Consider the following 15110-nt stretch of genomic DNA (forward strand, 5'->3'; position numbering starts at 1 on the left):
GGATATTTGATCGCGCCCCGGGCGTCGGCATCGGCGGCAGATCGGGACCGCTTCGCGTGATCTGCCGATCGGCCGCGGGCGCCCTATGCTCACGCCATGCGGGCCCTGATCGCTCCGGATTCCTTCGGTGACACCCTCACGGCGGTGCAGGCCGCCGACGCCATCGCGACGGGGTGGTCACGTGCCCGACCCGATGACCAGCTGGTGTGCGCGCCGCTCTCGGACGGCGGCCCCGGTTTCGTCGACGTGCTGGCGGCCCGCTTCGGCCGGCTGATCACCACGACCGTCCCCGGACCGCTCGGCGACCCGGTCGACGCGCAGTGGCTCATCGACGACACCGGCGACACCGTCACGGCCTACATCGAGTGCGCCCAGGCGTGTGGCCTCCACCTCGTGGGCTCGCGTTCACCGAGCGCCGCGTTCGCCGCCTCGACCCGGGGCGTCGGCGATCTGGTCTCCGCCGCCGCGGCCGCAGGCGCGCAGCGGATCGTCGTCGGCCTCGGGGGATCGGCGAGCACCGACGGCGGCTCCGGGTTGATCGCCGCACTCGCGGGTCCCGCCCCGTCCGATCCGCGGACGGCAGCAGATCGTCTCGCCGGAATGGATCTCGTGGCGGCGTCCGATGTCGACAACCCGATGCTGGGTCCGAAGGGTGCGGCCGCGGTGTTCGGGCCGCAGAAGGGCGCAGACCCGGCCATGGTGGCCGCTCTTGAGGACCGTCTGGCGGCATGGAACGCCACCTTGACCGCGCTCGCGGGCTGCGACATCGCCGAGGAGCCCGGCGCAGGCGCGGCCGGTGGGCTGGGAGCCGCGCTCATCGCGCTCGGCGCCCGACGGGTGTCGGGGGCCACGGTGATCGCCACCGCGATCGGACTCGACGAACTCGTCGCCGACGCCGACCTGCTGATCACCGGTGAGGGCAAGTTCGACCACCAGACGCTGCAGGGCAAAGTCGTCTCCGCGGTGGCGACGGCCGCCGCCCGCCGCGACCTGCCGACCGTGGTGTTCGCGGGCCAGGTGGTCCTGACCGGTGCCGAGCTGGCCTCGGCCGGGATCGCGCAGGCCCACGCGATCGTCGACATCGCCGAGTCGACACAGCACGCCATGGACGATGCGGGGCCGTTGTTGACCCGCCTCGCCGAGCAGGCCGGACTCGCCTGGAGGCGGGAATAGGACTCATGGGGGTACCGTTGTCGATGAGAAGCACGACGACGTACGGATGTCGAGACACTCCGTCATCCACAGTCTGCAGACCGAGGAGATCCCGCAATGACCGTTGAGAACCAGGTTGAGCACGCGCACACCGCCACCGAGCCCGCTACCGGCGGCATCGTTCTGACCGATGCGGCCGCATCGAAGGCCAAGGCCCTGCTCGACCAGGAGGGTCGTGACGACCTGTCCCTGCGTATCGCCGTCCAGCCCGGTGGCTGTGCCGGTCTGCGTTACCAGCTCTTCTTCGACGACCGCAGCCTCGACGGCGACGTCGTGTCCGACTTCGGCGGCGTGAAGCTCGCGGTCGATCGCATGAGCTCGCCGTACGTCCAGGGCGCGCAGATCGACTTCGTCGACACGATCGAGAAGCAGGGCTTCACGATCGACAACCCGAACGCGACCGGCAGCTGCGCCTGCGGAGACTCGTTCAACTGATCTACCGGTAGTCGGCCCGTGGCGGCCGACCTGCACCACCGCCTGTGGCCCACCTCGGAAGCGAGGTGGGCCACAGTCGTGAAGTAGCGTTGAGCGCGGATTGGCGTGACCGGGGGGCTTGACGCCCGTGGCCGCGCGAGGAATGTACCCAGACGAAAGGGTTTGACTGCCGTGGCAATCGCCATTTGCGGATCGATCGCGACCGACCACCTGATGCGGTTCAAGGGCAAGTTCTCCGAGCAGCTGCTCGCCGAACACCTCAACCACATCTCCTTGAGCTTCCTCGTCGAGGAACTCGTCATCCGGCGCGGCGGCGTCGCGGCGAACATCTCCTACGGGATGGGCGTCCTGGGCGCATCGCCGCTTCTCGTCGGCGCCGTGGGCACCGACTTCGACGAGTACCGCACGTGGCTCGAGAGCAACGGCGTCGACTGCAGTGGCGTCCGGGTGTCGCGCACCGCACACTCCGCCCGCTTCATGTGCACCACCGACGACGACATGGCGCAGCTCGCCAGCTTCTACGTCGGTGCGATGGCCGAGGCGCGACAGATCTCCCTCTCGGACCTGTCCGACGAGGTGGGTCAGCCCGAGCTCGTCCTGATCGGCGCCGACGATCCCGAGGCGATGGTTCGCCACAGCCAGGCCTGCCGCGATCTCGGCGTCCCCTTCGCCGCCGACCCGTCACAGCAGCTCGCGCTGCTCGACGGCGAGCAGATCCGCACCCTCATCGAGGGCGCGAAGTACCTGTTCACCAACGAGTACGAGTGGGGCCTGCTGCAGCAGAAGACCGGACTGACGGCCGAGGAGGTCGCCGCGAAGGTCGAACTGCGCGTCACCACCCTGGGTGCGGGCGGCGCCGAGATCATCGACCGTGACGGCAACCGCGTGCACGTGCCCGTGGTGCCGGAGACCAAGAAGGTCGACCCCACCGGTGTCGGTGACGGCTTCCGGGCGGGCTTCCTGGTCGGCAACGCCGCCGGTCTGAGCCACGAGCGCAGTGCGCAGTTGGGTTCGTTGGTCGCCGTTCTCGTCCTCGAGACCGTCGCCCCGCAGGACTGGACCTGGGACCGGGAGTCCGCGCTCGCGCGCATCTCCGATGCCTACGGTGCCGACGCCGCCGCCGAGATCGGTGCTGTCGTCGCCTGATCTCCTCTGCAGACCACGAAAAAGCCGGCCGATGTGGAAGCATCGGCCGGCTTTTTCGTCTCGGAGCTACAGCTTGACGGGGTAGGTGTGGTCGGAGATGTCGGGCACCAACGTCTTCTCGACGAAGATGGCGTGCCACACCATGAACACGAGGATCGTCCAGAGCCGCCGACTGTTGTCGACCGTGCCCGCCCGGTGCTCGTCGAGCATGTTGAACACCGCCGCCCGGTTGAAGATGTGATCGGTCTGCGACGCCGTCACGGTCTCGCGCGCCCAGTCGTACAGCTCGGTCCCGGCGAGCCAATGCCGCAGCGGCACCGGGAAACCCAGCTTCTTGCGGTGCAGCACATGCGCCGGGACGATCTGCTCGAGCGCCTTGCGCAGCGCGTACTTGGTGGTCCCGTGCGAGATCTTCTGGTCGGTGGGTAGCCGGCGCGCGACCTCGAACACCTCGGGATCGAGGAACGGAACGCGCAGTTCCAGCGAGTTGGCCATGGTGATCTTGTCGGCCTTGACGAGGATGTCGCCCCGCAGCCACGTGAACAGGTCGATGTGCTGCATCCGCGCGACGGGATCCCAGCCGCGCGTGGTCGCGTAGATGTCGGCGGTGACATCGGTGTGCGTCCACTCCGGCCGGTAGCTGCGCAGCACCGACCGCAGACGTGCGTCGTCGAAGCTGCGTGCGTTGCCGTAGTACCGCTCCTCGAGCGGCATCGACCCTCGGTGCAGGAGGCTCTTGCCGCGCGTTCCCTCCGGGATGCGTTCAGACAATCGGCCTGCGGCGGACCGCAGTCCGGCGGGGAGTCGCTCGAACGGTCGCAGCGACAGCGGCTCCTTGTAGATCGTGTAGCCGCCGAACAGCTCGTCGGCGCCCTCGCCGGACAGCACGACCTTGACGTGCTTCCGTGCCTCCTTGGCCACGAAGTACAGCGGTACCAGGGCCGGATCGGCGACGGGATCGTCGAGGTACCAGACGATCTCGGGGATCGAGGCGGCGAACTCGGCCGGTCCGACGACCTTGACGACGTGGCGCGCACCGATGGCCGCGGCGGACTCGGCCGCGACGTCGACCTCGGAATACCCCTGCCGCTCGAATCCGGTGGTGAACGTGATCAGGTCGGGGTTGTGCCGGATGGCCAGCGCCGCGATGGCCGTGGAGTCGATGCCGCCGGACAGGAACGATCCGACGGTGACGTCGGCGCGCATGTGCTTGGCCACCGAATCCGAGAGTGCCTCGGCGATCTCGTCATAGCGGGCCTGCTCACCACCGACCGCGAAGGGCCTGCTCTCGAACTGCGGGGTGAAGTACCGGTGGGTCTGCGGACGTGACCCGGGCGTCAGGGTGGCGTGCGTACCGGACTCGAGCCGGGTGATGTCGGTGTGCAGCGTCTCGGGCTCGGGGACGTACTGCAGGACCGTGTAGTGCTCGATGGCGCGGTCGTCGAGACGCTCGCCGAGGCCGACGCGACCGAGCAGCTCCAGCAGGCTCTTCTTCTCGCTGCCGAACACGGTGCCGCGCGGGCCGGTGGCGATGAACAGCGGCTTGATGCCGAAGGGGTCGCGGGCCAGGAAGAGACTGCGCTTCTCGGTGTCCCAGATCGCGAAGGCGAACATGCCGCGCAGACGTGCGACCGAATCGGCGCCCCAGTAGTGGAACGCCGCCACGATGGCCTCGCCGTCGCCCTCGGTGCGGAAGACCGCGCCCTCGTCGGCGGTGAGCTGGGCGCGCAGCTCGAGGTAGTTGTAGATCTCGCCGTTGAACACCATGGCGTAGCGGTCGGGCGACTCCGGGGGACCCCAGCGCAACGGCTGGTGGGAGTGCTCGATGTCGATGAACGCCAAGCGGTTGAACCCGAACGCGACGTCGGCGTCGCTCCAGGTGCCGCCCGGCTCGTCCGGACCCCGGTGGCGCATGCAATGCGACGCGGCGGCGACCAGCTCACGGGCAGAGGCAGCCGATGAATCACTTGTCAGCAGGCCCAGCAGACCACACACGCGTTTTGCCTCGATTCGACCACCGAGCCAGGGGTGATCCGACGGCACCGGACGTGGCCGCCGGACGGCTCGGACGTCGTCGAGTATGCCGCACCGCGGGCCCGTCCCGGTGTCGGCGCGGGTGAGCTCGCGCGTGTGCAAACCCCGATCACGAAACTCCGACCGACTTGGTCTACGCTGCGTAGTACTGGGCTGTGCGCTTGGAGTAGGGGCTTTTCCCGACTCGGCGGCAGCGCTGGGAACTGCGTGAAATGACAGGCGGGAAGGCGTGACAGTGACACACGGTGGACGGCCCCGAGCAGCGACGTCCGGCAGCAGCCGGAGACGACTGAAGAGGGTCTCGGCACTGCTCGTTCTCGGGCTCGGTGCGCTCCTGATGTCGGGGTGCAGCGCCTCGGAGGCAATGCGTTTCGGCTGGCCCGAGGGCGTCACGCCCGAGGCCGAGGACATGCGGCATCTGTGGACGTGGTCGGTGATCGCGGCTCTGCTGATGGGCGTGATCGTCTGGGCCCTGACGTTCTGGACCATCTCGTTCCACCGCCGCAAGGGCACCGGCAAGCTCAGCCAGGAGGACGAGTTCCCCCGCCAGACGGCCTACAACGTGCCGCTGGAGCTGACCTACACGGCGATCCCGTTCGTGATCATCGCGGTGCTGTTCTACTTCACGATCATCGTGCAGAACAGCGTCGAGACGAAGAAGGCCGATCCGGCCGTCGTGGTGGATGTCACCGCATTCCAGTGGAACTGGAAGTTCGGTTACCGCACCGTCGACATGTCCGACGGCTCCAAGTACGACGGTTTCGAGCGCAACGGCAGCCCGTACGAGATCCAGCGCGCCGAGCTCAACGAAGAGGGCGAAGAGAAGCCGTTGCCGGCCAACGGTCGTGACGACGACATCCGCAACTACCTCAAGTTCGACCGCATCGAGACCGTCGGCACGTCCGACGAGATCCCGGTCCTGGTCCTACCGGTCGGTGAGCGCATCGAGTTCGAGCAGGCGTCGGCCGACGTCATCCACTCGTTCTGGGTGCCCGAGTTCCTGTTCAAGCGCGACGTCATGCCGTTCCCGAAGCAGAACCACACCGACAACCGGTGGCAGGTCAGCTCGATCGACAAGACCGGTGCCTTCGTCGGGCGATGTGCGGAGATGTGTGGCACGTACCACTCGATGATGAACTTCGAGGTGCGGGCGGTGAGCAAGGAGAAGTTCAACTCCTACATCACCTACCGGGCGTCGAACCCGAACGCGACGAACGCGCAGGCGCTGCAGAGCATCTGTGAGACGCCCGTCTCGGTGACGACACATCCGTTCGACACCCGTCGCAGCACGGACGGGTCCAACGGCCCGACGAGCAACGGTGACACCAGCAACACCTCATTGCCCGGCTGCACGGTAGGAGCCCTCCAGTGAAGATCGAAGCCCGACTCTTCGAGATCCTGACGATCTTCTTCTTCGGCGCGGCGATCCTGTACGGCGTCTGCACCGGACTGTCGAGCAAGAACGTGGAGTGGGTCGGTCTGACCGGCATCGTGATGACCGGCGGTTTGACGCTGATCATCGGCACGTACTTCCGGTTCGTCGCACGCCGCGTCGACATCCGCCCCGAGGACTACGAGGAGGCGGAGATCGAGGACGGCGCAGGCGAGCTCGGCTTCTTCAGCCCCGGCAGCTGGTGGCCCATCCTGATCGCCGGAGGCGCCGCGATTCTCGCCGTCGCCATGGCGATGAGCCAGTTCTGGCTGGTGGCCGTGGGTGCGGTGGCCATCGTCTCGGCCGTCGGTGGTCTCGTGTTCGAATACCACGTGGGCGCGGAGAAGCACTGACACCACACATTTCTCGATCCACACGATGACAAGGGCAGGTGCGCGAGCACCTGCCCTTTCTCGTGTCCACACCGCGGACCTCGGGATCCCGCAGCGCGCCGAGATCCGCGCGATGCTGACGGCTGCGTTCGACCAGGACTTCACCGATGACGACTGGGACCACGCTCTCGGGGGCCTGCACGTCATCTGCCGCCTCCCCGACGCCGTCGTCGGGCACGCGGCCGTTGTCCAGCGACAGCTCCACGTGGGCCCTCGTGTGCACCGTGTCGGCTACGTGGAGGCCGTGGCGGTGTCCGCGGATGCGCAGCGACAGGGAATCGGTGGCCTGCTGATGGCCTCGGTCGAGGAGGTCATCGCAGGGGCGTACGACTTCGGTGCACTGGCGGCCAGCTCGGCCGGTCTGCCGCTCTACCGCGGACGTGGTTGGCAGACCTGGAACGGGCCACTGTTCGTCGCGGGACCCGACAGGTCGACCGCGACGCCCGATGACGCCGGGGCGGTGATGGTCTTCGGTCCCGCCGTCGAGTCGGGCAGCGTCGATCTCAGGGCGTCTATGACGGCGGATGCACGCCGCGGCGACCCCTGGTGAGTCCGTAACCGCCCACTCGTCGTCCGTAGCCGCCCACTCGGTGTCCGTAACCGCCCACTCGACGGTGGGAATGGTGACGGTGGGGGAGGGGAGGAGCCGACACAGAACGGCCGGCGAACCCGTGTGGGTTCGCCGGCCGTTGTGTTCGAGCCGAGTGGCGATGGCTACTCGAGCATCTTGCCGCCCTTTGCCTGGAGATTCGAGATGGCCTCGTGCTCCTGGGCGTGCGCCTCGCGCTCGAGCTCCACGTTGCGCTTCTGCTCCTCCGGCGGATCGGCGATCATGAGCGACCCGGTGCCGGGCGAACCGGCCGATCCCAGCTTGTTCATGCGCTTGGGGAGCGCCGCGCCCTGGTACGGGAGCGGGATCGGGTGTCCGTGATCGTCGACGGGGCCGAGCGGCTGGTGGACCTCGACGTACTCGCCCTGGGGGAGACGCTTCATGATGCCGGTCTCGATGCCGTGCTCGAGGACCGCGCGGTCACTGCGCTGCAATGCGAGTGCCCAGCGGTAGGCGATGAAGTACGCCAGCGGCGGCAGGATGATCAGACCGATGCGACCCATCCACGTCGTCGCGTTGAGCGAGATGTGGAACTTCAGCGCGATGATGTCGTTCATGCACGACAGCGTGAGCACGATGTAGAAGGCGAAGGCCATCGCGCCGATCGCGGTACGGACCGGGACGTCACGCGGACGCTGCAGCAGGTTGTGATGCGCGTCGTCGCCGGTGAGCCGCTTCTCGATCCACGGGTAGGCGATCATCGCGGTGATGATCACACCGATGATGGCGACGACCCAGAAGATCGCGGGGATCGTGTACGAGTTGCCGAAGTAGATCTCCCACGCCGGCATCAGTCGGGCCAGACCGTCGGTCCACATCATGTAGATGTCGGGCTGGGAACCGGCCGAGACGTGTGCGGGGTTGTACGGACCGAGCACCCAGATCGGGTTGATCTGGAACACGCCGGACATGATCGCGAGGATGCCGAACGTGACGGCGAAGAACGCGCCGGACTTGACCGCGAAGACCGGGAGGATGCGGACACCCACGACGTTCTTCTCGGTGCGGCCGGGGCCGGGGAACTGGGTGTGCTTCTGGTACCAGACCAGCGCCAGGTGGGCGCCGATCAGCGCGAGGATGATCCCGGGGAACAGCAGCACGTGCAGGATGTAGAGCCGCGGGATGATGATCTCGCCGGGGAAGTCGCCACCGAACAGGGCCCAGTGGACCCAGGTGCCGACCACCGGGATACCCATGACGATGCCCGACATCGCGGCGCGCACGCCGGTACCGGAGAGCAGGTCGTCGGGCAGCGAGTAACCGAAGAAGCCCTCGAACATCGCCAGCAGCAGGAGCAGGCAGCCGATGACCCAGTTGGCCTCACGCGGTCGACGGAACGCGCCGGTGAAGAAGATGCGCGCCATGTGCACGATGATCGACGCGGCGAACAGCAGCGCCGCCCAGTGGTGGATCTGACGGACGAACAGACCGCCGCGGACGTCGAACGAGATGTCGAGCGCGGTCGCGTAGGCCTTGCTCATCTCCACGCCGTTGAGCGGCTGGTACGAGCCCTGGTAGGTGACCTCGGCCATCGACGGATCGAAGAACAGGGTGAGGTAGACACCCGAGATCAGCAGGATGACGAAGCTGTAGAGAGCGATCTCACCGAGCAGGAACGACCAGTGCGTCGGGAAGACCTTGTTGATCTGGCGTCGCATGCCTGCGGCCAGGTGATAGCGGGAGTCGACTCCCTCTGCTTGGACCGCTGCGCGATCCGCGATAGCACTCATGGCTTGTCCTTACCTTGGCCGCGCTCCCAGAAAGCGGGGCCGACGGGCTCGATGTAGTCACCTGCTGCAACCATGTATCCCTGATTGTTCACCGTAATCGGCAACTGCGCCAGTGCGCGTGCCGCCGGTCCGAAGATCGGCTTGCCGTACTCCAGGGCGTTGAACTGGCTCTGGTGGCACGGGCAGAGAATCCGGTTCGTCTGCTGCTCGTAGAGCGAGGTCGGGCACCCGAGGTGCGAGCACACCTTCGTGTACGCGAAGTAGTCGCCGTAGTTGAAGCTCTCCTGGCCCTTGCGCTTGATCACCTTGGCGGTGTCGGTCGGGCGCAGGCGGATCAACATGACCGGGTTACGGACCAGCCGCAGACCGGCGTGCAGCTTCTCCCGCGACTCCTCGGTCTCTCCGAAGCCGTCGGAGAGGCGCCACGGGAAGACCGTCTCCATCGCGCCGGCGTCGAGATCCTCGGGCCGGACCAGGACGACCTGGCTCGGGTCGCCGGTGTCGCGGCGGATGAAGACCGTCTCGTTGGGCGACTTGGGGTCGTTGTAGATCGGGGACCAACCGGTGTGCCACAGGACGGAGTCCTTGCCCTGGGCCCACGGGTTCTTGATGATGCCGCCGAGCAGCGCGACCACACCGGTGAGGGCGAAGGCGCCGACACCGAAGGCGGCCGAGCCGATGATCAGCTTGCGCCGCGCGATGGTCGACGTGGCGCCCGCGTTGTTCAGCAGGGCCACGGTGGTGGCCTTGTCGAGGTCGTTGGAGCCGCCGTCGTGGCGATCCTGGACCGAGATCTCCTCGGGGATGAACTTCTTCGTGAACTGCACCAGGCCGATGCCGACCGCGAGGATCGATCCACCGAAGGTGATGCCGAGCAGCGGCGTGTTCAGGGTGTAGAGGAAGTAGTTCTTGCCGTCCGGGAGGACGAACTCCCAGTGGTTGAAGAGGAAGATCACGAAGCATGCGACGGCCAGGATGCCCGCGAGGGCGAACCAGAACGCAACCGACCGCTCGGCGCGCTTCTCGGCCTTCGTGCCGGCCTCGGCGAACCGGTCGCGACGGTAGATGATCTCGACGCCGTCGAGATTCGTACCGAGCTTGACCAGGTCGTCGTTGCTCATCTTGTCGAGCTCGTCACGGGTGTACGACGGCGGGTTGTGAGTCCCCTCGGCCTTCTCGGGGGTCATCTTCTCATCATCGTCGGAACCCGACGGCTTCTGCGCGTCAGTCATGATCGCGATCCAATCCACATCGCTGCGGCGACAACCGCAATGACACCGACAACCCACATGGCCATGCCCTCGGACACCGGTCCGAAGCCGCCGAGCGCGTAGCCGCCCTGGGGCTTGGTCTCACTGGCGTACTTGACGTAGCCGATGATGTCCTTCTTCTCGTTCTCGGTCAGCTGCCGATCCGAGAACTTGGGCATGTTCTGCGGGCCGGTGAGCATGGCCGTGTAGATCTGCTGCTCGTTGGCCGGGTCCAGGGTGGGCGCGTACTTGCCGGAGGACAGCGCTCCGCCACGACCGGTGAAGTTGTGGCACGAGGCGCAGTTCAGACGGAACAGCTCGCTGCCGCGTCCGATGTCGGATCCACGGAGCTCACCCTGTGCCTTGACCGGGTAGCCGTCCTCCATCTTCACGGTGCCGTCGGTGTTGTGTTCGTAGACCACCGAGGGGCCGCCGCCGACGGACTGCACGTAGGCGCCGAGCTGGTCGGTCTGCGCCTCGGTGAACTTCGGAGGCTTACGGGCGGCCTGGGCCTCACCGCGGACGGCGGGCATGCGGCCCGACGAGACCTGGAAGTACACCGATGCGTCGCCGACGCCGACCAGCGACGGGCCACGATCCTGGACGCCGTCGAGGTTGCGCCCGTGGCAGGTGATGCACGAGGTCTCGTAGAGCTTCTTGCCGTCCTGGATCAGGGCGGCGTTGGTCTGCGCATCGGCCGTGGCCACCTGGGGCGACGGCGTGATGACGGTCGCGAGTCCTCCCGCGACGAGCAGGCCCGCGAGCAGGAGCAGGGCGCCGGTGGCGCGCCTGCGCAGCTTGCGACGGGATTTCGCCCGCTTGGGGTCGGTCCGCGCGGTCTCGACGCCGGTCCGGTCGGCCGAGTCGTCCGCCTGCACGGGCGGGGGAGAAGAACTCATCTCTGCTCTCTCTGGTGGTTGCTGATTGGAGCTGGTGACCTGGTCCACCGGGCTGCGGTGGGTTCGGTCACCGGATGAAGTAGATGGTGGCGAACAGGCCGACCCACACGATGTCGACGAAGTGCCAGTAGTACGACACCACGATCGCCGCGGTGGCCTGGGCCGGCGTGAACTTGCTGAGCCTGGTGCGGATCAGCAGGAAGACGAACGCCACGAGACCGCCGATGACGTGCAGGCCGTGGAAGCCGGTCGCCATGTAGAACACGGAGCCGTAGGCGCTGGACGAGAGCGTCGTGCCCTCCTCGACCAGCGAGTGGTACTCGTAACCCTGACCGGCGACGAAGAACGCGCCCATGATGAAGGTGAGGATGTACCACCGACGGAGACCGAAGACGTCACCGCGCTCGGCGGCGAAGACGCCCAGCTGGCAGGTCACCGACGACAGGATGAGGACGGCCGTCACCGGGATGGCGAGGAAGAGGTTCAACTCCGTCGGCTCCGGGGGCCAGTTGCCGCCCGAGTTCGCTCGTGCCACGAAGTACATCGCGAACAATCCCGCAAAGAACATGAGCTCACTGGACAGCCAGACGATGGTGCCGACACTGACCATGTTGGGACGGTTCAGTGAGTGCACCCTCGAGGTGATGGCTGTGCCCGAGGTACCTGCAGCGCTAGTCACAAAATGAAGTATGACGGTTCGTAGTATCTGATGACTACTCGGGTCGGGAAAAAGTTCCGACGGAAATGAGAGGCCAGGTCATGACGCGAGACCTCAACGGACACGAGGTCCCGACGGGCCGCGTGCGACGCCTGCTCGGACGCCTCGGAGGCGGTGGTGCGGCAGACGCCGAGCTGACCGCCACCGACCCCGATCTGATCGTCGTGGCGCAGAGCTTCGACGACTCCGCGGCCAGCTCAGCGGTGTTGGAGGACTCGCAGTGGCGCAGTGCCGAGCAGGCCGTGGTGCGGCACATCCTGGCCGTCCCGGAGGGCCGTGTCGGCGAGGCCGTCGCCACCGCCGCCCAGGACGGCTACGAACAGGTCGACGTCTCGGGTGTGGCCGAGGTCGCGCAGGGCCCGGGCGTGTCGGGAACGAGCGCTGCCGGGGTGGGCGAACACACACTCCTGGGGTTGGCCAGACCACAGCTCGTCGACGCCCTGCACTGCTCGCAGGAACGTTCCCGGATGGCCGGGCTCGGTGCCCGCCACGACGGCACGGTTCTCGGCTGGCAGGTCCTGCAGCGACCGCCGCACTGAGCGCGTCGGGGCCGGTACGACGCGGGCAGTCGGATGTCCGACCCCGCTCGCGTACGAATACGCTGCACTCCCATGGACGCGACCTGGCCGAACATCCTTGGCACACTCGTCGACGGGCGGGATCTCTCGGCCGACGACGCCCGCTGGGTGATGAACGAGATCATGTCCGACAACGCGACCCCGGCTCAGATCGCAGCCTTCGGCGTCGCCATGAAGATGAAGGGCCCGGTGGCCGCCGAGCTCAACGGTCTCGCCGCCTCGATGCTGGGGCACGCGGTGCGGGTACGCCTCGAGCGGCACGCGGTCGACATCGTCGGTACCGGCGGGGACCGGTCCAACACCGTCAACATCTCCACGATGAGCTCGGTGGTCGTCGCCGCGGCCGGCGTGCCGGTGATCAAGCACGGCAACCGTTCCGCGTCCTCGCGCAGCGGCGGCGCCGATGTGCTCGAGGAATTGGGCGTGGCCATCGGCCTCGGTGCGGAGGACGTGGCGCGGTCGGTGGCGCAGGCGGGGATCGGTTTCTGTTTCGCGCCGGTCTATCACCCGGCGCTGCGGTTCGCCGGGGCGCCGCGCAAGGAGATCGGCATCCCGACGGTGTTCAACGTCCTCGGGCCGCTGACGAACCCGGCGCAGCCGCGCAGCGGGCTCGTCGGGTGTGCGTTCGCCGACCTCGCACCGGTGATCGCCGACGCGTTCGCCGAGCGCGGCAACTCGGTGCTGGTGGTCCGCGGTGACGACGGTCTCGACGAGCTGACGATGACGACGACGTCGTCGGTGTGGCTGGCACACGGGGGCACCGTCCGCGCGATGTCCTTCGACCCCACCCGCGTGGGCCTGTCGCTGTGCCCGCCGGGCGCGCTGACCGGTGGCGACGCGGTGTTCAACGCACGCGTGGCCCGCGAGACCTTCGCGGGTGCGACCGGTCCGGTGCGCGATGCGGTGCTGCTCAACGCGGCCGGCGCGATCGTCGCCTACGACCTCGCAGGCGATGCGTCGGTCGACCTCGACGCGAACGCGTTCGACGAGGACCTCTACGCGCGGTTCGCCGCGGCGATCACCCGTGTCGCCGAGGCGATCGATTCCGGTGCAGCGACCGCGGTCCTCGATCGCTGGGTGCGCATCACGGCCTAGTGCCCCGCGCTGGGCGGACGGCGGGTCACTCGCCGATGGAGAAGCCGTCCTCGATGTCGGCACTCGAGTAGGTCTTGAACGCGATGTGTGTGGCCGTGTGCCGCACGCCCTCGATCCGATTGATCGTGCCGGTGACGACGTCGGCGATCTGTTCGTGGTCGCGGACGGCGATCGTGGCGATCAGATCCACGTCCCCCGCGCAGGAGTAGACCTCGCGGACCCCGTCGACGTCGGCGATCGCCTGGGCCGTCTCGGGAATGGTGTGCACGTCGGCGGTGATGAGAACGATGGCCGTGATCATGCGGCCACTGTATGCGCGACGCCCGGTCTCGAGAGCGCGACCGGACCAGCCGGTCGCTCAGCCGGCGAGAGCCACCAGCTCGCGCGAGCGGGCATGGGCGGTCGCCACGGTCGCCCGCCAATCACCCCACCGTGCCGCGGCAGCGACGGGGAGCATGAACGGTGCTGTGCTGCAGACGATCCGAGATCCCGGGGTGACGAGCCAGGCGTAGACGAGCGCGGCCTCCTCGGCCGCGGCACCGCGCAGCGGCCCCGGCCCGGGGACCACGGTCTCCGCGGCGAGCGTCAACGACTGTGCCACCTGCATGGGTGCGACCCCCCGCGTCGCCACCCCCGCGCTGGCGAGCCGACCGTGGCGGATCACCGCGAGTTCCCACCCGCCGCAGCCGTCGGGTCGCGCCGCGACGAGCTCCGATATCCGGCACAGCGCGGTCAGTCGCTGGCACCGTTCCAGCCCGGAGAGCGTGGCCGCGAGGCGATCGCGCAGCCGCGCGGCGGTCTCGAACATCTCGGCCGAGGCCAACGTCTGCAGTCGGTCGAGGACGGTTCGCAGCGGTGCGTCGTCGACACCGGTCATCAGGGCAGCGGCCCGCTCCACGGCCGGGGTGTAGGCCGCGGCGTCGACCGGCGTGTCCGACGCCGCGTGACAGCCGCCGACCGGCCGTCGGCCGTCGGCGGTGACGGTGCAGGTGTGCGCCGCGCTCGAGGAGAGTCGACGCGTGCACGACCGCAGCCGGGTGACGGCGGCGATGAGGTCGGCCACCGCGGCGGCGTCTGAACGGACACGGATGGGGCCGACGGCGACCGTCGTCGGGGTCTGGCTGACCTTGAGGCGGGGGAACGGCTCCTCGGTGAGACAGACCCACCAGCCCCGGTGCGGGGACTTCGACCGACGGTTGTAGGCCGGGGCGTGCGCGGCGAGCATCCGCAGTTCCCGCACGCCGGCCTCGAGGCGATGGGCGCATTCGACGTGATCGATCGACACCGCCAACGTCACCATCTCGCGCATCCGGGCACGGGTCTCCGAGCCGGTGAAGTACTGCCGCGTGCGGCGTCGGAGGTCGACGGCGGTGCCGACGTAGAGGACCTCGCCGGACGGACCGCGGAACAGATATACGCCGGGGCGGGTGGGCAGGTGGTCGGTCATCTGGCGTTTGGCACGCTGCGCGGTGCTCAGCCCCGGCAGGAAGTCGATCAGTTCCCGGTAGCTGTGCACCCCGAGGTTTCCCACCCTCTCGAACAGCGCGTGCATGACCTCCACGGTCGCGCGGGCGTCGTC

Annotated in this window: 15 protein-coding genes; 8 read left to right on the forward strand and 7 right to left on the reverse strand. The window is 67.9% G+C overall.

Annotated features, from left to right (window positions below; genetic code table 11):
* Positions 1-96 precede the first annotated feature (96 nt).
* From JHC79_RS11610 to JHC79_RS11620, 3 genes are all read left to right on the forward strand, one after another.
* Positions 97-1173, forward strand: coding sequence for a glycerate kinase (locus tag JHC79_RS11610; protein ID WP_296390835.1), 1077 nt, complete (start codon positions 97-99; stop codon positions 1171-1173).
* 96 nt (positions 1174-1269) lie between these two features.
* Entirely contained in the window at positions 1270-1647 is a 378-nt protein-coding gene (locus JHC79_RS11615; RefSeq protein ID WP_188490099.1) for an iron-sulfur cluster assembly accessory protein, read from the forward strand.
* A 171-nt stretch (positions 1648-1818) separates the two neighbouring features.
* Positions 1819-2793, forward strand: coding sequence for a carbohydrate kinase family protein (locus JHC79_RS11620; RefSeq protein ID WP_296390838.1), 975 nt, complete (start codon positions 1819-1821; stop codon positions 2791-2793).
* A gap of 66 nt (positions 2794-2859) precedes the next feature.
* Here the strand turns inward: JHC79_RS11620 and asnB are convergent, their stop codons facing one another.
* On the reverse strand, positions 2860-4788 hold the full coding sequence (gene asnB, locus JHC79_RS11625; RefSeq protein WP_296390840.1) for an asparagine synthase (glutamine-hydrolyzing): 1929 nt from the start codon (positions 4786-4788) through the stop codon (positions 2860-2862).
* Between the two features lie 328 nt (positions 4789-5116).
* Here asnB and JHC79_RS11630 point away from each other — a divergent pair, with 328 nt between their 5' ends.
* From JHC79_RS11630 to JHC79_RS11640, 3 genes are read left to right on the forward strand one after another with little or no spacing between them, the layout of a single operon-like run.
* On the forward strand, positions 5117-6199 hold the full coding sequence (locus JHC79_RS11630) for a cytochrome c oxidase subunit II (RefSeq protein WP_296390858.1): 1083 nt from the start codon (positions 5117-5119) through the stop codon (positions 6197-6199).
* On the forward strand, positions 6196-6612 hold the full coding sequence (locus tag JHC79_RS11635; RefSeq protein WP_296390842.1) for a cytochrome c oxidase subunit 4: 417 nt from the start codon (positions 6196-6198) through the stop codon (positions 6610-6612). Before JHC79_RS11630 ends, JHC79_RS11635 begins: the two co-directional genes overlap by 4 nt.
* Positions 6613-6637: 25 nt before the next feature.
* Complete coding sequence (locus JHC79_RS11640; RefSeq protein ID WP_296390844.1) at positions 6638-7201, forward strand: GNAT family N-acetyltransferase; 564 nt, start codon at positions 6638-6640, stop codon at positions 7199-7201.
* 164 nt (positions 7202-7365) lie between these two features.
* On the opposite strand, the gene JHC79_RS11645 is transcribed toward JHC79_RS11640, so the two are convergent.
* The 4 genes from JHC79_RS11645 to JHC79_RS11660 all read right to left on the reverse strand — a co-directional run bounded on the left by JHC79_RS11645 (position 7366) and on the right by JHC79_RS11660 (position 11819).
* Positions 7366-8991 carry a cytochrome bc complex cytochrome b subunit gene (locus tag JHC79_RS11645; RefSeq protein WP_296390845.1) on the reverse strand — a complete coding sequence of 542 codons (1626 nt, stop codon included), beginning with the start codon at positions 8989-8991 and terminating at the stop codon, positions 7366-7368.
* On the reverse strand, positions 8988-10178 hold the full coding sequence (locus tag JHC79_RS11650; protein ID WP_296390859.1) for a ubiquinol-cytochrome c reductase iron-sulfur subunit: 1191 nt from the start codon (positions 10176-10178) through the stop codon (positions 8988-8990). The genes JHC79_RS11645 and JHC79_RS11650 overlap by 4 nt, the downstream gene beginning before the upstream one ends.
* A 41-nt stretch (positions 10179-10219) precedes the next feature.
* Positions 10220-11140: a cytochrome c gene (locus JHC79_RS11655; protein ID WP_296390846.1), complete on the reverse strand. Its 921-nt coding sequence runs from the start codon at positions 11138-11140 to the stop codon at positions 10220-10222.
* A gap of 67 nt (positions 11141-11207) precedes the next feature.
* Entirely contained in the window at positions 11208-11819 is a 612-nt protein-coding gene (locus JHC79_RS11660; RefSeq protein ID WP_296390848.1) for a heme-copper oxidase subunit III, read from the reverse strand.
* A gap of 80 nt (positions 11820-11899) precedes the next feature.
* On the opposite strand from JHC79_RS11660, the gene JHC79_RS11665 reads away from it, so the two are divergent.
* On the forward strand, positions 11900-12397 hold the full coding sequence (locus JHC79_RS11665; RefSeq protein WP_296390850.1) for a hypothetical protein: 498 nt from the start codon (positions 11900-11902) through the stop codon (positions 12395-12397).
* A gap of 72 nt (positions 12398-12469) precedes the next feature.
* Positions 12470-13531, forward strand: a complete 1062-nt coding sequence (gene trpD / locus JHC79_RS11670) for an anthranilate phosphoribosyltransferase (RefSeq protein WP_296390852.1) — start codon at positions 12470-12472, stop codon at positions 13529-13531.
* Positions 13532-13556: 25 nt separating this feature from the next.
* Here the strand turns inward: trpD and JHC79_RS11675 are convergent, their stop codons facing one another.
* Positions 13557-13832 (reverse strand): Lrp/AsnC ligand binding domain-containing protein, encoded by a 276-nt coding sequence (locus JHC79_RS11675; protein WP_296390853.1) that lies wholly within the window; start codon positions 13830-13832, stop codon positions 13557-13559.
* 57 nt (positions 13833-13889) lie between these two features.
* A partial coding sequence (locus JHC79_RS11680) for a DEDD exonuclease domain-containing protein (protein ID WP_296390856.1) occupies positions 13890-15110 on the reverse strand: 1221 nt, incomplete at its 5' end.

This window comes from Williamsia sp. (genome assembly GCF_016462415.1).
GTDB lineage: Bacteria > Actinomycetota > Actinomycetes > Mycobacteriales > Mycobacteriaceae > Williamsia_A.